The sequence below is a fragment of the Novosphingobium sp. SG751A genome (assembly GCF_013149295.1).
Lineage (GTDB): Bacteria > Pseudomonadota > Alphaproteobacteria > Sphingomonadales > Sphingomonadaceae > Novosphingobium.
Genome location: NZ_JABGCB010000013.1, coordinates 178687 through 198609, shown reverse-complemented (window position 1 = coordinate 198609; position 19923 = coordinate 178687). Strand labels below are relative to the sequence as shown.

At 64.4% G+C, this 19923-nt stretch carries 13 protein-coding genes; 6 read left to right on the top strand and 7 right to left on the bottom strand.

Features of this window, described 5'->3' with window-relative positions:
• Position 1: 1 nt before the first annotated feature.
• Both kdgD and FHW96_RS18265 read left to right on the top strand, forming a co-directional pair.
• Positions 2-916, top strand: coding sequence for a 5-dehydro-4-deoxyglucarate dehydratase (gene kdgD, locus FHW96_RS18270; RefSeq protein WP_172342028.1), 915 nt, complete (start codon positions 2-4; stop codon positions 914-916).
• Positions 916-2244, top strand: a complete 1329-nt coding sequence (locus FHW96_RS18265; protein WP_172342002.1) for an enolase C-terminal domain-like protein — start codon at positions 916-918, stop codon at positions 2242-2244. The genes kdgD and FHW96_RS18265 overlap by 1 nt, the downstream gene beginning before the upstream one ends.
• 60 nt (positions 2245-2304) lie before the next feature.
• Here FHW96_RS18265 and FHW96_RS18260 read toward each other — a convergent pair whose 3' ends face one another.
• The 3 genes from FHW96_RS18260 to FHW96_RS18250 all read right to left on the bottom strand — a co-directional run bounded on the left by FHW96_RS18260 (position 2305) and on the right by FHW96_RS18250 (position 5759).
• The gene (locus FHW96_RS18260; RefSeq protein ID WP_172342001.1) at positions 2305-3417 is read right to left on the bottom strand and encodes a mannonate dehydratase; all 1113 of its coding nucleotides are present in this window, start codon (positions 3415-3417) and stop codon (positions 2305-2307) included.
• A gap of 122 nt (positions 3418-3539) precedes the next feature.
• Positions 3540-4445 (bottom strand): LysR family transcriptional regulator, encoded by a 906-nt coding sequence (locus FHW96_RS18255; protein ID WP_253951050.1) that lies wholly within the window; start codon positions 4443-4445, stop codon positions 3540-3542.
• Positions 4446-4475: 30 nt separating this feature from the next.
• Positions 4476-5759 (bottom strand): glucarate dehydratase family protein, encoded by a 1284-nt coding sequence (locus FHW96_RS18250; protein WP_216650954.1) that lies wholly within the window; start codon positions 5757-5759, stop codon positions 4476-4478.
• 141 nt (positions 5760-5900) lie between these two features.
• Here FHW96_RS18250 and FHW96_RS18245 point away from each other — a divergent pair, with 141 nt between their 5' ends.
• Positions 5901-7052 (top strand): mandelate racemase/muconate lactonizing enzyme family protein, encoded by a 1152-nt coding sequence (locus FHW96_RS18245; RefSeq protein WP_172342000.1) that lies wholly within the window; start codon positions 5901-5903, stop codon positions 7050-7052.
• 12 nt (positions 7053-7064) lie between these two features.
• Positions 7065-8402 carry an MFS transporter gene (locus FHW96_RS18240; RefSeq protein ID WP_172341999.1) on the top strand — a complete coding sequence of 446 codons (1338 nt, stop codon included), beginning with the start codon at positions 7065-7067 and terminating at the stop codon, positions 8400-8402.
• A 52-nt stretch (positions 8403-8454) separates the two neighbouring features.
• Here the strand turns inward: FHW96_RS18240 and FHW96_RS18235 are convergent, their stop codons facing one another.
• Positions 8455-9492 carry an MBL fold metallo-hydrolase gene (locus FHW96_RS18235; RefSeq protein ID WP_172341998.1) on the bottom strand — a complete coding sequence of 346 codons (1038 nt, stop codon included), beginning with the start codon at positions 9490-9492 and terminating at the stop codon, positions 8455-8457.
• Between the two features lie 243 nt (positions 9493-9735).
• Here FHW96_RS18235 and FHW96_RS18230 point away from each other — a divergent pair, with 243 nt between their 5' ends.
• Positions 9736-12441: a TonB-dependent receptor domain-containing protein gene (locus FHW96_RS18230; protein WP_172341997.1), complete on the top strand. Its 2706-nt coding sequence runs from the start codon at positions 9736-9738 to the stop codon at positions 12439-12441.
• Positions 12438-14171 (top strand): CocE/NonD family hydrolase, encoded by a 1734-nt coding sequence (locus tag FHW96_RS18225; RefSeq protein WP_172341996.1) that lies wholly within the window; start codon positions 12438-12440, stop codon positions 14169-14171. The genes FHW96_RS18230 and FHW96_RS18225 overlap by 4 nt, the downstream gene beginning before the upstream one ends.
• Before the next feature lie 34 nt (positions 14172-14205).
• Here FHW96_RS18225 and FHW96_RS18220 read toward each other — a convergent pair whose 3' ends face one another.
• The 3 genes from FHW96_RS18220 to FHW96_RS18210 are packed head-to-tail and all read right to left on the bottom strand — an operon-like array spanning position 14206 to position 19829.
• Entirely contained in the window at positions 14206-15564 is a 1359-nt protein-coding gene (locus FHW96_RS18220; protein ID WP_172341995.1) for an efflux transporter outer membrane subunit, read from the bottom strand.
• Positions 15557-18691 (bottom strand): multidrug efflux RND transporter permease subunit, encoded by a 3135-nt coding sequence (locus tag FHW96_RS18215; protein ID WP_216650953.1) that lies wholly within the window; start codon positions 18689-18691, stop codon positions 15557-15559. Before FHW96_RS18215 ends, FHW96_RS18220 begins: the two co-directional genes overlap by 8 nt.
• A gap of 13 nt (positions 18692-18704) precedes the next feature.
• Positions 18705-19829 carry an efflux RND transporter periplasmic adaptor subunit gene (locus FHW96_RS18210; RefSeq protein WP_172341994.1) on the bottom strand — a complete coding sequence of 375 codons (1125 nt, stop codon included), beginning with the start codon at positions 19827-19829 and terminating at the stop codon, positions 18705-18707.
• Between the last annotated feature and the right edge of the window lie 94 nt (positions 19830-19923).

Below are 19923 nucleotides of genomic sequence, written 5' to 3'. Positions count from 1 at the left end.
GATGGCCCCACAGGACATGGCAAAAGTGATTGGCTCGGGGTTGCTGTCCTTTCCGGTCACGCATTTCGATGCGGACCTGCGCTTTGATGAAGCGCCCTATCGCGACCATTGCGGGTGGATGCTTGAACATGATGTGGCCGCGCTCTTTGCGGCCGGGGGCACGGGCGAATTCTTTTCGTTGACGCCTGCCGAAACGGTGCAGGTGGTGCGCGCGGCGGTGGAGGAAACAGCAGGGCGGGTGCCGGTGATTTCGGGCTGCGGCTATGGCACGGCGATTGCGGTGGAAATTGCGCAAGGGGTGGAAAAGGCCGGGGCCGACGGCATCCTGCTGTTGCCGCAATATCTGGTCGGGGCGAAACAGGAGGGCCTTGCCGCCCATATCGAGGCGGTGTGCCGTTCGACCAATCTGGGCGTGATCGTCTATAACCGCGACAATGCGATTGTGAACGAGGATACGCTGGCCCGCCTGTGCGAACGCAATCCCAACCTTGTGGGTTACAAGGACGGGGTGGGCGACATCGAACTGATGATGCGCGTCTATTGCAAGCTGGGCGACCGGCTGACCTATATCGGCGGGTTGCCCACGGCGGAGACTTTCGCGCCCGCCTATTTGGAAATGGGCGTGACGACCTATTCCTCGGCGATCTATAATTTCATGCCCGAATGGGCGGTGGCCTTTTACAAGGCCGCGCGGGCCAGAGATCACGCCAAGGTGCATCAGATGCTGCGCGATTTCGTGCTGCCCTATATTGCGCTGCGCAATCGCGGGCGGGGCTATGCGGTGTCGATCGTCAAGGCGGGGATGAATGTCATTGGCCGCCCCGCCGGCCCGGTGCGCACGCCTCTGACCGATCTTTCGGCGGCGGAACATGAAGAACTGGCCGCGCTGGTGGCCAAGGCAAAGGCGAGCCTCTGATGGGATCTGCTCCGGTTATTGCCGAAATGCGCGTTGTGCCCGTGGCGGGGCATGACGCAATGTTGCTCAACCTGTCGGGCGCCCATGCGCCTTTCTTCACGCGCAACATCGTCATCCTGACCGACAGCGACGGGCGCAAGGGGCTGGGCGAAGTGCCCGGCGGCGAGGCGATCCGGCAGACGCTGGAGGATGCGCGGGGGCTGGTGGTGGGCCGCCCCCTTGGCACCCATGCCAGCGTGGTGGCGCAGGTGGGCCGCGCCTTTGCATCGCGCGATGCGGGCGGGCGGGGCTTGCAGACCTTTGACCTGCGCACCACGATCCACGCGCAAACCGCCATCGAGGCGGCGATGCTCGACCTGCTGGGCCAGCATGTGGGCGTGGCGGTGGCGGACCTTTTGGGCACCGGGCGGCATCGCGACCGAGTGGAGATGCTGGGCTATCTGTTCTACATCGCGGACCCCAAGAAAACTGACCTGCCCTATCGCGATGAGAGTGACAGCGCCGACGCATGGGAACGCCTGCGCAACCGCGAGGCGCTGACGCCCGAGGCGGTGGTGGAACTGGCCCGCGCGGCGCAGGCTCGCTATGGCTTTCGCGATTTCAAGCTGAAGGGCGGCGCTCTGGCGGGCGATGAGGAAGTGCTGGCGGTGCGGGCGCTCAAGGAGGCTTTCCCGCAGGCGCGCATTACCCTTGATCCCAATGGCGCGTGGTCCTTGGCCGAGGCGGTGCGTTTGATGAAGCCTTTGGGCGATGTGCTGGCCTATGCCGAGGACCCCTGCGGCGCGGAGGGCGGCTTTTCGGGGCGTGAGGTGATGGCCGAGTTTCGCCGTGCCACCGGCCTGCCCACGGCCACCAATATGATCGCCACCGACTGGCGCCAGATGGCTCATTCGCTGTCTTTGCAATCGGTCGATATTCCGCTGGCCGATCCGCATTTCTGGACGATGGAGGGCGCGGTGCGGGTTGCCCATCTGTGCGATGCTTTCGGCCTGACATGGGGCAGTCATTCGAACAACCATTTCGATATTTCGCTGGCCATGTTCACCCATTGCGCCGCCGCTGCGCCGGGCAAAGTCACCGCCATCGACACGCATTGGATCTGGCAGGATGGCGAATGCCTGACCAAGAATCCGCCGCGCATCGAGGACGGCCATGTGGCGATTTCCGACAAGCCCGGTCTGGGGCTGGAAATCGACGAGGACGCGCTGGCGCGCGGGCATGAATTGTATCAGCAGCATGGGCTGGGCGCGCGCAATGATGCAATGGGGATGCAATATCTGATCCCCGGCTGGACGTTTGATAATAAGCGGCCCTGTTTGGTTCGATAATTTCGACGCTGCCGTGCGTCAAACAGGAGGGAGCCATCCACCCGGCTCCCTCCTGTTTTTTTAGCCAGCGTAGTGCTGCGCCGCCTGCATCATCCCGCGAATATGGCCATAGGCAAAGGCAAAGCTCTCGCCCTCGGCTTCGGGATGGCCGGGAATGATCGGCACATGGTCGGGCATCAGCATCCCGTCATAGCCGACCTCGGCATAGGTCAGCAGCGCGCGATAGAGATCGACGTCGCCTTCGTCGGGGAAAGCCTCGCGGAAATGGCCGCGCCCGCCCACGATGTTGCGGAAATGGACGTTGAAGATCTTCTTCCGGCTGCCGAAATAGCGGATCACGTCAAAGATCTGCTCGGCGGGGCGGGGCAGGTTCTCGCTCACCGTGCCCTGACAGAAATTGAAGCCGTGCCAGGCGCTCTCGCGGATGGCGATAAAGCGCTTCATCCCCTCGATGGTGCCCAGCACGCGGTGGATGCCCTGATAGCCCTGCGGCGGGGTGCCCGGATCATGTGGGTGACAGGCGATGCGGATCTTATACTCATTGGCCACCGGCACGACATGGTCGAGGAACCAGGTGATCCGCTCCCAGAAGGCATCCTCGCTGACCGTGCCAGCACGGGTGAGGGGCTTGGCCGGGTCCAGCTTGGCCGCGTCATATTCGGAGAACACCGCATCGCCGCGCGTTTGAACCCGCCCGGTGCGGATCACGCCCAGCAGGCTCATATTATACTTGATGCAGGGCACGCCCGCCGCCGCGCAGGCGCGGATCTGATTCTGGAACGCCTCGACCTCGCGTTCCCGCTCCGGGCTGGTGGCCAGCATGATGCCGGGGTTCTTTTCCCGGTCGATATGGCTGGAGGGCAGCAGCAGCGGATCGAGGATCGAGAGCGTTAACTTATGCTTCTCGACCAGATCGCGCAGGGCCTTGACCTCATCACCGGTGGAATAGAGCGCGCCCTCGGCCGATTTGGCCCGCGCGGCCACATGGGTCACGCCGTATCGGGCGAGGAAGGCGAAATGATCGTCGCTCGCCGGGCCGCTCTGGCAACCCAGCTTCATTTTCAGCGCGGGACGTTTGGGCGAGACCGGTTTTGGCCTCGCCGCCTGCGCCATGGGCGCCGCGCCGGCCAGCGCCCCCACCCCGATACTGGTCAGAAAATCACGCCTTTCCATGGCTCTCTCCCTATTATGGTTTAGGGGGAGCCTAACCTGTGGAAGGCGCTTTCGACCAATCGCGTGTCAGGATTGGTCGATGCTGCCCCAGTATCAATCCGGGGCCAGCAATCCGGGGGGCTTCAATCCGAGCCGCACAATTCCATCAAGCGCGGCACCAGTGCCAGCAGCGCCGGATTATCCGCATCGCGCCGCCATGTGGCCTGCAATTCCACAATCGGCTCGCCATCCTCCAGCTCGGAAAAGACCACGCCGTCGGGGTGCAGCCGCCGTGAGCTTTCCGGCACCAGCGCATAGCCATGGCCCGCGCCCACCAGCATCAGCGCGGTATGGATCTGGGCCAGATATTGTACGAAGCGGGGTTCGGCCCGCGCGCCCGCGAAGAGCCCGGCCAGCAGATCGTGGAAATAGCGCGCCTTGTCGGGCGCATAGGTGATGAAGGGCAGGCGGTCGAAATCGGCCAGACGGCGCGGGCGTTCCTCCTCCGGCACGCTGGCGGGAGAGCAGATGATGAAACGTTCGCGCAGCACTTCCTGCGACACCATTGCCGGATGGCGCACCGGCGGGCGCAGAAAGCCCAGATCGATCCGGCCTGACAGCAGGCTCTCGACCTGCTCGTCGCTGACCATTTCCTTCAGGACAAAGCGCACATCGGGCAGGATTCTCTGCACATTGGCGATAAAGCGCGGCAGGAAGGAATAGCCCGAAGCGGCGGTAAAGCCCAGGCTGACCAGCCCGTGCCGCCCCTCGGCCGCCGCGCGGGCGGTGGCCACCGCGCTGTCGGCCAGCTGCACCACGCGCCGCGCCTCGACCAGAAAGGCCGAACCTGCCGCCGTCAGCTTCACCGTCCGGCTGGAGCGATAGAACAGCGGCACCTTCATCACCCGTTCCAGCACCTGGATATGGCGCGAGAGCGGCGGCTGGGTCATGTTGAGGCGTGCAGCGGCGCGGCCAAAATGCAGCTCCTCGGCCACAGCCACAAAGCAGCGCAATTGGATCAGTTCAAACAAGGCCTCTCCCCCCGTCATGCGACAGCCGGGGCCGGTCGCGCGACATATTCAATATCTTGGCTTTTTTCCGGTGAAAGCCTTATCATATTTCTGCATCTGGCCCAAGTCGTCACGGGTGCGGATGGTGATGCGATTGAACATCGCATGGGCGCGGGCCAGCCTTTGCCGGTCCAGTTCGACGCCGATGCCGGGCGTGTCGGTGATGCGCACGCAGCCGCCGGTGATCGGGATCTTGCCCCCCGCGATCACCTCGTCCTCCTCCTCCACCCATGGGTAATGCGTGTCGCAGGCATAGGTCAGATTGCGCGTGGTCGCGGCCAGATGGGTCATCGCCATCAGGCTGATGCCCAGATGCGAATTGGAATGCATCGAAAGACCCAGCCCGAAAGTGTCGCACATCGCGGCCAGATTCTGCGTCGCGCGCAATCCGCCCCAGTAATGATGGTCCGACAGCACGATCTGTACCGAATTCTTAGCCACGCTTTCCTTGAAGCCCGGAAAGTCGATAACGATCATATTGGTGGCCAGCGGCAATCCGGTTTTTCGGTGCAATTCTGCCATGCTGTCATGGCCCGTCACCGGGTCCTCGTAATATTCGATCAACGGCCCCAACTTTTCTGCTGCCTTCAATGCCGTTTCCATCGCCCACGCCCCGTTGGGGTCGATCCTCAGGGGCAGGCCGGGAAAGGCGCGGGACAGGGCTTCGAGGCTCGCCACCTCAATCTCGGGGGGCAGGGTGCCCGCCTTCAGCTTGATTGAGCCGAAGCCGTAAAGGTCGATCATGCGGCGCGCCTGCGCCACGATGCCTTCGGGGGTGATCGCCTTTCCCCATGCGTCGGTGGCTTCCTCCGGCTCGATATGGCGGGCATATCTGAAGAAGAGATAGGCCGAAAAAGGAACCTCTCGCCGAAGCGCCCCGCCAAGCAATTCATGCAAAGGCACGCCCGCCACCTTGGCCTGAAGATCGAGCAGCGCGACCTCGAAGGCGGAAAAGCAATTGCCCAGCAGGCGCGAGGGCTGCGATCCGGGGGCAAGTTCGGCCCCCGCCTGCGCGGTGGGCAGGCGAGCCAGCGCCGAGGCGAGGCGATCATGCAGCCCATTAAGGTCATAGATCGACAGACCTACCAGATCGGGCGCGGCCTGCGTCAAGGCCGCCAGCACCGGCGCATCGCCATAGCTTTCGCCAAGGCCCGTAAAGCCGCCCGCTTCAACCTCGATGATCGAGCGCAGCGCATAAGGCTCGTGGATCCCGGCGGCATTGAGCAGCGGCGGATCCCGAAAGGCAATCGGCGTCACGCGCAGCGCGGTGATCTGCATCAGGGCACTCTCCATCTTGTTCTTTCCACCCGCATGGCCCCATGCGCCCCCTAAGACCAATGCGAATTTCCTATCGACCGATGCCGCCTTGGCGGTTGATTGAGCATCAATCCCCCGCGATCATGGCGCCCAAGAAAAAGGCCTGAGAGGACAAATATGCCCACCGATACGATTTCCGCCATCAAGCTCAGCCTTGCCTGGGTGCCTCTGGCCACGCCGATTTCCGATGCCAAGGTGTTTACCGGGCGGCAAAAGCCGCTGACTCGTGTGGCCATGCTGTTTGCCGAGATCGAGACGAAGGATGGGCATACCGGGCTGGGCTTCAGTTATTCCAAGCGCGCGGGCGGGCGGGGCATGTATGCCCATGCGCGCGAAGTGGCCGACAGTCTGATCGGGGAAAACCCCGCCGATATTGGCCGTTTGTGGAACAAGCTGGTCTGGGCCGGGGCTTCTGTGGGGCGTTCGGGTCTCTCGACGCAGGCGATTGCCGCCATCGACATCGCCCTGTGGGATCTGAAGGCCAAGCGCGCGAACTTGCCCTTGGGCCGGTTGCTGGGCGCATGGCGCGATGGCGTGCCCAGCTATAACACGTCGGGCGGCTTCCTCTCCTCGCCTCTGCCCGAGGTGCTCGACAATGTTGAGGCCTCGATCGCCGGCGGCATCGGCGGGATCAAGATCAAGGTCGGCCACCCTGACCCCAAGGTCGATCTCACTCGCCTTGATGCCGTGGCTAAACAGATCGACGGGCGCGTGGCGCTGATGGTGGACGCCAATCAGCAATGGGACCGTCCCACCGCCCTGCGCATGTGCCGTGCGATGGAGCAATATGGCCTCGTCTGGATCGAGGAACCGCTCGACGCCTATGACATCGAGGGTCACGCCGCCCTTGCCGCCGCCATCGACACGCCCATCGCCTCGGGCGAGATGCTGGTGAGTGCGGCCGAGCATTTCGCGATGATCGACGCGCGCGCGGTGGATTTCATCCAGCCCGATGCGGCCCGCGTGGGCGGCATCACCCAGTTTCAGCGCGTGACCGCGCGGGCCGAGCAGGCGGGCCTGATGATGGCGCCCCATTTCGCGATGGAGATCCATGTCCATGTCTCCGCCGCCTATCCTCTGGGCACATGGGTCGAACATTTCGACTGGCTCGACCCGCTGTTCAACGAGCGCCAGATCCTTGAGGGCGGCAAGATGATGCTCTCCACCCGACCCGGCCTTGGCGTCACCCTGTCGGATCAGGCGCGGGCCTGGACCGAGGCAAGCTGCCGCATCGACGCCAAAGGCTGCACCGACCATACGCACGGTTAAGGAGCGAAGGCCATGGAGGCTGTCTCTAAAATAGGGCGCGAAAAGGTCGGTCGGCTGCGCTGGGGCGTGCTGGCGATGCTGTTTGGCGTCACGATCATCAATTACGCGGTGCGCGCTGCGCTTTCGCTGGCGGCGCCTTCGCTGTCGAAAGATCTGGGCATCGACCCGCTGCAACTGGGCATCGTCTTTTCCGCTTTCGGCTGGTCCTATGTCATCGCGCAGGTGCCGGGCGGCTGGCTGCTCGACCGGTTCGGCGCGCCGCGCGTCTATCTCTGGGTGATCGTCGCATGGTCGATCATCACGGTCGCCCATGGCACGGTGGTCTGGTTGAGCGGCACGGCGGCGGTGACGGCGCTTTTCGCCCTGCGCTTTCTGGTAGGCCTTGCCGAAGCGCCCAGTTTTCCCGCCAACGCCCGCGTGGTGGCCAGTTGGTTTCCTGCGCGCGAGCGGGGCACGGCCTCGGCAGTGTTCAACGCGGCGCAATATTTTGCCACCGTGCTGTTTGCCCCGTTGATGGGGTGGATCGTGGCCGATTTCGGCTGGCCGTGGGTGTTTGTGGCGATGGGCGTGCTGGGGCTGGTGGCCTCGCTGTTCTGGCCGCGCGTGGTGCGCGATCCGCGCGATCATCCGCGTCTGGGGGCGGGCGAATTGGGTCTGCTGATCGAGGGCGGGGCGCTGGTCGATCCGGTGGCGCCGCCGCAGGTGGACCGTGAAGCTGCCAAGGCCGAAAACCGTCGCAAGATGCGCGTGCTGCTGACCACGCCGACGCTGTGGGGCCTTTATTCGGGCCAGTTCTTCATCAACACGCTGACCTATTTCTTCATCACATGGTTCCCGGTCTATCTGGTGCAGGAACGTGGGCTCTCGGTGATAAAGGCCGGCCTGTTTGCCACGATGCCGGCGGTCTGCGGCTTTATCGGCGGGGTCTTGGGTGGGATCTGGTCGGACTGGCTGTTGCGGCGCGGCGTGTCTTTGACATGGGCGCGCAAGGTGCCGGTGGTAGCGGGGATGCTGGGGGCGCTCACGATCCTTGGCTGTAATTTCGTTCATTCGAACACGCTGGTTCTGCTGTTCATGAGCCTCGCCTTCTTTGGCAAGGGCGTGGGCGCGCTGGGCTGGGCGGTGGTGGCCGATGTGGCGCCGCGCGACAGTGCAGGGCTTTCGGGCGGTATTTTCAATATGTTCGGCAATATTTCCTCGATCACCACGCCGATCCTGATCGGCTGGATCTTGAAGGAAACAGGGTCTTTCGACCTCGTGCTGATGCTGGTGGCGGGCAGCGCTCTGGCGGCCGCGCTCTCCTACCTGTTCCTTGTCGGCAAGATCGAGCGGATCGGCGCGCAGGCGTAAAGAAACCCCCGCTCCCGGTGTTTCGGGAGCGGGGGTTTTCTCGGCGTTCCGATTATTCGGCCGCTTCGCCCATCCGGGCCAGTTGCACCCGGCTGCACGCGCTCATCACGCCCATATAGCGCTGATACTTGTCCACGCCGTAGATGAAGGGGTTGTTGCCCCCGGTCGCGCCATAGCGGATCAGCGCCTCCTTCTCGGTCGCGGCCATATGCACCGGATGGTTGGTGATCAGCACATCGACCCCCGCCGCCTTGGTGATCCCCTGCCAACGGGCCAGTGAGGCGATCTGCTGGCGTGCAGCGTCCGGCGTGCCGCCTCCGCCGGTGCCGCCCATCAGGCCCGCCATATGGCGCACGCCTTTGTCAAACACCGGAAAGACCAGCGAGAGCGTGCCCGGCGTATGGCCCGGCGTGATATAGGTTTTGATCGAAAACTCGCCCAGCGTCACGCTGTCGCCATCTTTGACCTCGATGTCGTGGCGCGGCGGCACGAGCGAGGCAAATGGCCCGCCCCCGCGCGACGGGCTTTCCATCATCCCCCAATCCGTGGCCGAGGCGACGACCCGCGCGCCATAGGTATCCTGAAGGAATTTGGCCCCGCCCCAATGGTCGCCATGGCCATGGGTGATGACGACATATTTGATGCGTTTCGGGTCCAGCCCCAGTTTCTGCATATTGGGCACAAGGATGTCACGCGCCTCGTCGGGGCTGTTGAGCGCGTCGATGACGACGATGCCCTGCGGCGTGTCGATCGCCCATGCCGAGACGGCGTTCTGGCCGATGGCATAGAGATTGTCGAAGACGCGCGTCGCGGGCACGAGGCCGTCATGCTGGACGCCAAACACCAGAGTTTTGTCGAGCGGGCTGATCAGGCAGCGCCAGTTGAAATCGGCCTCCAGATCGGCCCCGGCCAATTTGCGCGCGGCGGCCAGTTCGCGGCCCACCGCCTCGCGGTTTTCCTTGGGGTATGCGGCCTGGGCGGGATAGGCCGAGGGGGCGGCGGGATGGGGTGGCGGCATTTGCGCCATGGCCGCCGTGCCCGCGCAAAGCGTGGCGAGCAGGGCGATGGAACGGCAGGCGATCCTCTCCATAGGGTGGTCCTTTCGTTGGCCGGATGGTGCGGCGTGGGACTTGGAATGGATGCTTGGGGTATCGCGTGGGGGTGGGCGCAACCAATGTTTTGCCCGCATGATGCGATGTGCTTTCGGCATGGAGGGTCAATGTATGGGCTTGCATTGGGCGCGGACGCAGTGATAGAACCGCTATGAAGTAAAACACTGTGGCCGCGACAGGGCGTTGGCCAAAAACAAGAATGGAAAGAGGGGGTTTTAGCCATGATCTCGGTTTCTATGCGCGCGTTCTTGCTCTCAAGCATCGCTGCAAGCGTTTTCTCTCATCCCGCCATGGCGCAGGGCAGCGCGGATAGCGCCCCCGAGATTGTCGTGACGGCCGCCACCGGCACCAGCATTCGCGGTGTGGCGCCGGTGGGTGCGCCGGTCATCGGCTTGAATCAGGACGATATTCAAAAGCGCCCGGCGGCCACCACCGCTGAATTGCTGCGCGAGATTCCCTCGGTGACGGGCACGGGCGCCAATGACCAGAATTTCAGCGCTGCCAACAATGCAAACGCAAACATCACTGCGGGCAATGGCATCAACCTGCGCGGGCTGGGCACGGAATCGACGCTGACCCTGCTTAATGGCCGCCGTCTGCCGCCCGCCGGCACGCAGGCGCAATTCTTCGACCCCTCGGTTTTCCCGACCAGCGCGATCGGGCGGCTGGAAGTCATGGCCGATGGCGGCTCGGCCATTTACGGTTCGGATGCGGTGGGCGGTGTGGTCAATGTGCTGTTGCCGCGCCGCTTCACCGGGCTTGATGTCTATGTGAAGCAGGGGGTCAACGATGCGGTGCATGAAACCTCGGCGGGGGGCATGTTCGGCAAGAAGTGGAACAGCGGCAATGTCATGGTGGCCTATGAGCATGGCTATCGCTCGGCGCTGGCGGCGTCGGACCGGTCGAGCCGCTATACCGACGATCTGACCCCGTTTGGCGGCACGGATCAGCGGTTGCTGTTCGCCAATCCGGGCAATATCCTGATCAGCGGGCGGACCTATGCGCTGCCCGCCGGGCAAAATGGCACGGGCCTCACCCCGGCGCAGATCGGCGCAGCGGGCACGGCCAATCGTGAAAGCGCCTATCTCAATTCCGACGCCATTCCGGGGCAGAAGCGCGATTCGGTCATTGTTTCGCTGCGTCAGGACATCGCGCCGGGCATCACGCTGTGGACCGAGGATTACTTCGCCTATCGCTCGGTCATCCGCCGCACGGGCGCCGTTACCAGCGCGCTTTCGGTGCCCACGACCAATCCGTTCTTTGTCGCGCCGGCCGGGACCACCTTATCCAATTGCGGTACCAGTTCGGGCGTGGCCGCCGGCACCAAATGCGAAACGGTCAATTACAGCTTTTCCTCCGACTATGGCTCGCGCGTACAGAACGCCTATCAGGCAAGCTGGCAGGTGGCGGGCGGATTTGACGCCGATCTGGGGAAAGACTGGAAGCTGACGGCCTATGGCAGCTATGGTCAGGACAATGAATCGCGCACGCTCTATGCGCTCAACACCGCCGCGCTGGCGGCTGCCCTGCGCGACACCAATCCGCTGACCGCCTTCAACCCCTTTGGCGCGGGCAGCAACACCAACCCGGCCACCCTTGCCGCCATCAAGGGTTTTTCGACCATCGGCACGCAATATAAGCTGACCGACTTTGCCGCCAAGCTCGACGGTTCGGTGGTGCATCTGCCGGGTGGCGATCTCAAACTGGCCGTGGGCGGGGAATATCAGCAGCACCAGTTGCTGTCCTATACGCTGGCCAGCACCGGCACGGCCAATGTCGGCATTGCCCAGCTTTTGCCCTCGACCACGCGGCGCAACATCGCCTCGGCCTATGCCGAAGCCTTTGTGCCGCTGGTGGGGGCGGACAATGCCATGCCTTTGCTGCGCGAACTGACCGTGTCGGCAGCGGTGCGCTATGATCGCTACAGCGATTTCGGCAGCACAACCAATCCCAAATTCGCGCTCAATTACAAGCCGATGGCCGATCTGACCCTGCGCGGCAGCTATGGCACATCGTTCCGCGCGCCCACGCTTTCGGACATTGATCCCTCGACGTTGACGATTTCGTTCAACCAGTTGACGAACAATCCCTCGGGCACGGTCAACACGCTCTGGGTGCGCGGCGGCAATGACAGACTGGGGCCGGAAAAGGCGACGATCTGGTCGATGGGCTTTGATTACAAGCCTGCCTATATTGAGGGGCTGAGCCTGTCGCTGACCTATTTCAATGTGGTCTATCGCAACCGTATCGCAACGCCGGGCAATGACACGCTGGCGCTCAGCTCGGCCTCGCGCGAGGCTTTGCTCGGCTCGCTGGTGACGCGCACCCCTTCCGCCGATCTGGTGAATTATTATCAGAATCTGGCGCAATATACCGGGGTCAAGGTCGATCCCGCGACGGTGGGGGCCTTCCTCGACGGGCGCAAGGTCAATGTGGGGCAGGTGCGCACCGAGGGGCTGGAATTCATCGCCTCCTATCGCATTCCCGTCGGGCCGGGCCAGTTGCGCATCAGCGGCAGCGCCAATTACGTCATGAATTTCAAACAGGCGCTGGCCCCCAATGCGCCGCTTGTCGATCTGGCCAACACCATCAACAACCCTCTGCATTGGCGCGGGCGGGGCAGCGTGTCCTATGGGCTGGGCGGGTTTGAAGGCTCGATTTATGCCAACTATTCGGGCGGCTATACCAACAATTCCATCGCCTCGCCGGTCGATGTGCCCTCCTACACCACCTTTGACCTGAACCTGCGCCAGTCGATCAAGGGGGCAGGCGCCTTTGGGATGCGCGAGATGATCTTTACCATCAATGTGCAAAACCTGTTCGACCGCCAGCCCCCGGTGGTGCTGAACGGCGCGCTGGCCTTCGATCCGCAGGTGGCCAGCATTCTGGGCCGCTATGCCTCGGTCGGCCTGAGGGCCAAGTGGTGAGCGCGCGCTTCTGGCTGTTCGGCCCGGTGATGGCGGCCAGCGCTGTGCAGGCGGCTCCCGCCTATGACGGCATGGCCTCCTCCTCGCACTATATCCGCTCTTATGACGGCACGCGGTTGGCAGTGACCATCTATCGCCCCACCCATGGCGGAGAAACGGAAACCCGCCGTCTGCCCGTCATCGTCACCCAGGGGCGCAGCGATCTGCGTCCCGCGACCATGGCCTCGGTGCGCTATTTCGTCACCCATGGCTATGTCTGGGTGGCGCAGGACCGGCGCGGCACGGGAGCCTCGTTCGGGGTGCAAACCGGTTTCGTGAATGCCGCCGATGCGCGCGACGGCAAGGCGGTGATCGAATGGTCCGCCGCCCAGCCTTTCAGCACCGGCAAGGTGGCAACATGGGGCTGTTCCAATCAGGGGGCGTGGCAATATCTGGCGCTGAAATTCCGGCCCAAGGGGCTGGTGGCCATCGCGCCCGCCTGCTCCAGCGCGCAATTCTTTGACCACGGCATCACGCTGGGCGGCATTCCGATGCTCTCGATTGCCGATCAGCCCTATGCGGGCGAATGCAAACGGCCCGCCGGTGGCGCAAGGCCGGTCAGCGATCAGGAAGCCGCCCGCGCCCAGCCGGTGAAGGAAGAGCTGCGCCCGGTGGACGAGGACAAGGACGGCTCGTTGCTGGCGCAGGCGCGGGCCGGACAGGCCTGCGGATCGGGGCTGATGGGCCAGTATTGGCGCAATATGCCGCGCGATGGCTGGAACACTTTTGCCAAATATCGCCCAGCCATTGAGGACACGATCCTGACCAGCGCGGTCCATGCGCCGCCCAAGGGCGTGCATGTGTTGCAGGTGGGCGGATGGTATGACGCGGCGGTGGCGGGGCAACTGGAATCGCAGCGTCTGTGGGGCGGGCGGCTGGTGATGGGGCCGTGGGTTCATGGCAACCGGGCCTTGCCGGGCCTGACCCAGCCGGGCGACACGGTGGTGCCTGATGCGGAAATGCTGGCATGGTTCGATCATTATGCCAAGGGCAGGGGGACGGTGCGCAGCGAGGTGCTGTATTACACCCATAATGCGCCTGCGGGCCATGAATGGCGGCGGGTGGCCAACTGGCTGGCGATCCCCTCGCGCAAACAGGCGCTCTATCTGGGTGAGGATGGGCTCAGTACGGCGTCGTCCAAGGCGGGACCGGTGCTGCTGGACAAGCCGGAAGCCAAACTGTTCGATGGCCAATATGCCCCGCTGCGGCGACAATGGAGTGGGGATATGGCGGGTTTCAACGCCTCGGCCTCGGTGTATAGCGCCTCGGCGGCCGCCCATGATACCGAGATCACCGGAACCCCGCGCGCCCATCTCTGGATCAGCGCGGATCGGGCGGATGCCAATCTCTATGCCGTGCTGGAGGATGTCGGCCCCGATGGGCGGGCCAGCTATATCACCGATGGGCGGCTGCGCGCCTCATGGCGGGCGTTGAACAAGGCGCCGTGGGGGGCCAGCCAGCAGCTCTGGCATCGCGGCTATGCGCAGGATCTCAAACCGTTGCAGCCGGGCGTGCCGGTGGCGATGGACTTTGATTTCTTTCCGATTTCCTATGTGCTGAAATCGGGCCACCGGCTGCGTCTGTCGGTCACCGCCTCGATTGGCGAGGCCTATCAGGCGGTGGATCAGGGTAAGGTTACGCTCTACCGGGATCGCTCGTCCATCGAATTGCCCGTGGTGGCGCGCAAATGAATGGGTGGGCGGCGCTGGCCGCCCACCAACACCATCAGATCGACCCCAAGGCCCGATACAATCCGATCATCCCCAACAAGGCTCCCGCCCGCGTGGAAAGCAGGGTCTGGCGCGCGGAATAGGCGCTGCGTTGAGCATCGAGCAATTCGAGGCGGCTGTCCACGCCCGCCTGATAGCGCAGTTTCGACAGATTGACGCGCCGGTCGGCGGCATCGGCGGCGGCATCCTGCGCCTTGATCTGTGGGCCATAGGTCTGCTGGGCCGAAATGCCGTCGGCCACCTCGGCAAAGGCGGTCTGGATCGCCTTTTCATAACTGGCCACCGCGATCTCCTGCTGGGCCTTGGCTTGCGCGAGATTGCCCCGCAGCGCGGCATAGGGGAACAGCGGTAGGGATACGGCGGGCGCATAATTCCACGCCTTGTTCGCGCCGGAAAACAGGCCCGACAGACCCGGACTGACCGCGCCCAGCGCCCCGGTCAGCGACAGGCGGGGGAAGAAGGCGGCGCGCGCGGCATTCACATCGGCTTGGGCGGCGCGCAGATTATACTCCGCCTGCAGAATATCGGGTCGCCGCACCAGCAGGTCCGAGGGCAGGCCTGCGCCCAGATGATCGGGCATCGAGGCCAGCATCAGCCCGATGGGCGCGGGCAGATCTTCGGGCAAGGGCGCGCCCACGGCCAGCGACAGGGCATGGGCGGCCACTTCGCGCTCGCGCTGGCGCTGGGCAAGGTCGGCCTCGGCCTGCCGCACCAAGCCTTCGGCCTGCGCCAGATCGCTGCCGCTGGCCTGGCCCGCATCATGCAGCCGCCGCGTGAGATCGAGCGACACACGCCAGTCGGCCAGCGTCGAGGAGGTCAATTGCCATTGCTCCTGCGCCAGCCTTTCGGCCACATAGGCCTGCGCCACCGCGCCCACCACGGTCAACTCGCTGGCCCGCCGCCCGGCCTCGCTGGCCAGGTAACGGTCGAAAGCGGCGCGGCTTTGCGCGCGCAGGCGCCCGAACAGGTCGATCTCGAAACTGGTCAGCGCGATCTGGCCGCTGAACTGGTCATAGCGAAAACCGCCAAAGCCGCCGCCTGCGGTCTGCGCCCCGGTAAAGCCGCCCTGCGCCTCAAGCGTTGGCAATTGCGCCCCGCGCGCCACCGTCAAAGCCCCGCGCGCGGCCTGCGCGTTGAGCACCGCAATCCGCAAATCACGATTTTCGTTCAGCGCCAGCGCGATCAGCCTCTGCAACCGCGCATCGGCAAAGAACTCGCGCCATGTCAGCGGGGTCAGAGCCTCCGTCACCGCAAAACTCGCAGGCACAGGGGCCTTGGGCAGGGGAGCCTTTTCCGCCGCACACCCACCCAAGGCCAGTCCTTGGGCCAGCGCCAAAATCAGAACCTTACGCATCGGCTTGCTCCTGCTTCTTCTTCTTGCGCAAGCCGCCAAAGCCCAGACGCTCACTTATTCCCATGGCCACGACAAAGAACACCGGCACAAAGAAAACCGCCAGCACCGTTCCCGAAATCATGCCGCCAAACACGCCCGTGCCGATCGCCGCCTGCGTTTCTGCGCTGGCCCCGGTGGACAGCATCAGCGGCACCACGCCCAGCGTAAAGGCCAGCGAGGTCATCACGATGGGCCGTAAACGCACCCGCGCCGCCGCCATCGCGCTTTCCACCAGACCCATGCCGGAGGCGCGGTAATGGCGGGCGAATTCGACGATCAGGATCGCATTCTTGGCCGAAAGCCCGATGATGGTGATAAGGCCTACTTTAAAGAACACGTCATTGGCCATGCCCCGCATCGACACCGCCGCCACCGCCCCGATCAGCCCCAGCGGCACCACCAGCATTACCGCCAGCGGCACGGCGAAACTGTCATACATCGCCGCCAGCACCAGAAACACGGCCAGCATGGAGAGCGCCAGCAGCATCGGTGCCTGCGCGCCCGATTGCTGTTCCTGATAGGACAGGCCGGTCCATTCAATCGCGAAACCGGGCGGCAATTGCTTGGCCAGACGCTCCATCTCGGCCATGGCATCGCCGCTCGACACGCCGGGGGCGGCCATGCCCGACAGGCGCAGCGCCGGATAGCCGTTATAGCGCACCAGTTGCAGCGGGGTCTGCTGCCAGTCGGCCTTCACCACTTCGGACAGAGGCACCATCGAGCCTGCATTATTGCGCAAATTCAAACGCATCATGTCGGGCAAGTTCATGCGATAGGCTGCATCGGCCTGCACGATCACCTGCTGCATCCGCCCCGCATTGGGATAATCGCCGACATAGGCCGAACCCATCGCGGCCGAGAGCGTATCGCTGATCCGGTTGAAGGGCACGCCCAGCGCTTCGGCCTTTTGCCGGTCGATGGACAGATGGATGCTGGTGCCCGCAGGCAGGCCGTCGGGATAGACGCCCACCACCTTCTTGCTTTGCCCTGCCAATCCCAGCAACTGATATTCGGCCGCCACCAGCGCCTCATGCCCGCGTCCGGCGCGATCCTCCAACCGCATGGCAAAGCCCGAGGAATTACCAAGCTCGTCGATCGCGGGGGGCACAAGGCTCATGATGATGCCCTCCTTGATGACGCCCATCGCGGCCATCGTGCGGGCGACTTCATCCTTGACCGTGGCCCCGCCGCGCTCTCCCCAGTCCTTGAGGACGGTGAACACAATCGCCGCATTAGGCCCCGCGCCGGAAAAACCAAAGCCCAGGATCGCCTCATTGCCCTTGGTCGAGGGCCGCGTGGCGGTGTGGCGCTCCAGCACCTGCACGGCCTCGCGCGTGCGCTCGGCGGTGGCGTCGGCGGGCAATTGGAAGGCGGTCATGTAATAGCCCTGATCCTCCTCGGGCATGAAGGCGGTGGGCAGGCGCCAGAAGGCGAAGCCCAGCAGCGCCACCACCACGCCCAGCGCGACCATCGCCCGTCCGCCGCGCCGGATGATCCGCGCGACCCATCCGGCATAGCCGTTGGTCATCCGGTCGAACAGGCGATCAAAACCGGCAAAGAAGCGCGGCTTTTCGACATGGCCCTTGATTGGCTTCAGCACCGTGGCGCAAAGCGCGGGGGTGAGCGAGAGCGCCAGAATGGCCGAGATCAGGATGCTGATCGCCATCGACATGGCGAACTGGCGATAGATCACGCCCACAGAGCCGCTGGCAAAGGCCATCGGGATGAACACCGAAACCAGCACGAGCGTGATGCCGATGACTGCCCCGGTGATTTCGCTCATCGCCTTTTTGGTGGCTTCGATTGGGGAAAGCCCTTCCTCGGCCATGATGCGTTCGACGTTTTCAACCACGACAATAGCGTCGTCCACGATGATGCCGATGGCCAGCACCATGCCGAACATAGTCAGCACATTGAGCGAATAGCCCGAGAGCGACATAACCGCGATTGTGCCCAGCAGCGCGATGGGCGCGACCACGGCGGGCACCAGCGTATAGCGCATATTCTGCAAAAACAGATACATGACGAGAAAGACCAGCACCATCGCCTCGACCAGCGTATGCAGCACTTTCTCGATGGAAACCCGCACGAAGGGCGCAGTGTCGAAGGGCACCGTCCATTCCATGCCGCCCGGCATCGCGCGGCCAATTTCGGCCATGCGCGCGCGCACCGCGTCCGACACCTGCACCGCATTGGCGCCGGGCGCCAATTGTACCGCCGCCGAGGCCCCCGCGCGGCCATTCTCGCGGGTGGACATCATGTAATTCTGCTGGCCGATTTCGACCCGCGCCACATCGCCCAGCGTGACCGTGCCGCCATTGGTGTTGGCCTTGAGCACGATCTGTTCAAATTCCTGCGGATTGGTCAATTGCCCGCTGGCCGTCAGCGGCACCAGCACGCGCTGGCCCGCCACCGCCGGTTCCGCGCCCAGTGTGCCCGGCGCGATCTGGATGTTCTGCGCCGCTATGGCCGCCGTGACATCGGCCATGGCCAGATCATAGGCGACCAGCTTGGCCGGATCGACCCAGACCCGCATCGCCTTTTCCGCCGAGAAGCTCTGGACGCGGCCAACGCCGGGAATGCGCTTCAATTCATTGACGACATTTCGCGCCAGATAATCGCCCAGCGAAGCCCCGTCATAACGCCCATCGGGCGAATTGAGGCCCACCAGCAGCAGGAACCCGCTATTGGCCACCTCGACCGCCAGACCATATTGGCGCACGGTCTGGGGCAGGCGCGGCTCGATCAGCTTCAGCCGGTTCTGTACGTCCACCAGCGCCAGCTCCGGGTTGGTCCCCGGCTGGAATGTGGCGGTGATCGTGGCCGAACCCGAGGTGTCCGTGCTGGACTCGAAATAGAGCAGGCGTTTGGCGCCCGACAATTCGCGCTCGATCAATTCAACCACGCCGTCATTCATGGTCTGGGGCGTGGCGCCGGGATAGGTGGCGGTGATCGTCACCGATGGCGGGGCGACCGAGGGGAAGCGCGCCACCGGAACCGTGGGCAGGGCGATCAATCCGGCAAGCGCGATGGCAATCGCCACCACCCAGGCAAAGACCGGCCTCTGGATGAAAAATTGAGGGATCATGATGCGCGCTCCCTCAACGAGTGGCCGGTTGATGCCAGGGCAGCGCCTTGACCGGCGCGCCGGGCAGCACCCGGTCCATGCCGACCACGACCACCTTTTCGCCCGCCTTCAGACCTTTGAGAACGATGGTCGTGCCATCGACCACATCGCCCGCTTCGATCTGGCGCTCCTCGATGGCGCGGCCGTTCCAGACGTGGATGACCGCGCGGCCCGCCGCATCATGGCCCACCGCCTGTTGCGGCACGATGATCGCATGCGGCATCCGCAAACGCGGCAGCCGCGCGCGCACGAACATGCCCGGCAGCAGGCGGTTGCCCGGATTGTCCACCAGCACGCGCACCACCGCATTGCCCGTGCCCGGATCGACCGTGACATCGGAAAACAGCAGGCGGCCCTTGACGGGATGCGGCTGGCCCGAGGCGGTGATGATCTCCACCGGAGCCGCCCCCGCGCCCGCCCCTTCGGCCACGGCCGCGCGCAGCGCGTCGAGCCGCGCGGCAGGCTGGCGCACGTCGACGTAAACCTTGTCGATCTGCTGCACCGTGGCCATCGGGTTGGCGTCGGTGGTGGCGACCAGCGCGCCCTCGGTTACGGTGGCCGCGCCGATCTGGCCCGCGATGGGCGAGGTGACGCGGGCAAAGCCCAGATCGAGCCGCCGCCGGTCGAGCGCGGCGCGGGCCTGCGCCACATCGGCGGCGGCCTGATCGCGGGCCACGGTAGCATCGTCAAAGGTCTGGCGGCTGATCGCATCCACGCCCACCAGCGGTTTCAGCCGGTCCGCCTGCGTGTTGGCGCGGGCATAGGTGGCCTGCGCGCGAGACAGGGTGGCAGACGCGCTGGCCGCATCGGCGCGGAAGGGGGCCGGGTTGATCTGGAACAGCGGCTGGCCCTCGCCCACCATCGCGCCTTCGGTAAACAGGCGGCGCTGGACGATGCCGCCCACCTGCGGGCGGATCTCGGCGGTGCGGAAGGCCACCACGCGCCCCGGCAATTCGTCGGCCAGCGCGATGGCGCGATCTTGTGCGGCGGTAATCAGCACTTCGGCGGGCGGGGGCGCCATGGGCGCGCCATCGCCGCCGCAGGCGGCCAGCAGGAGGGTGGAGAGGGGAAGGGCAAGTCGGAGGTTATCGTATCGCATAATGGCCCCATGCACCTTTACCATTGCCCTTGTGTGGAGGTTTTGTGGAGATTGTGTGGAGGCATCTGGCCGCATACCAATGGGCGGTGATACA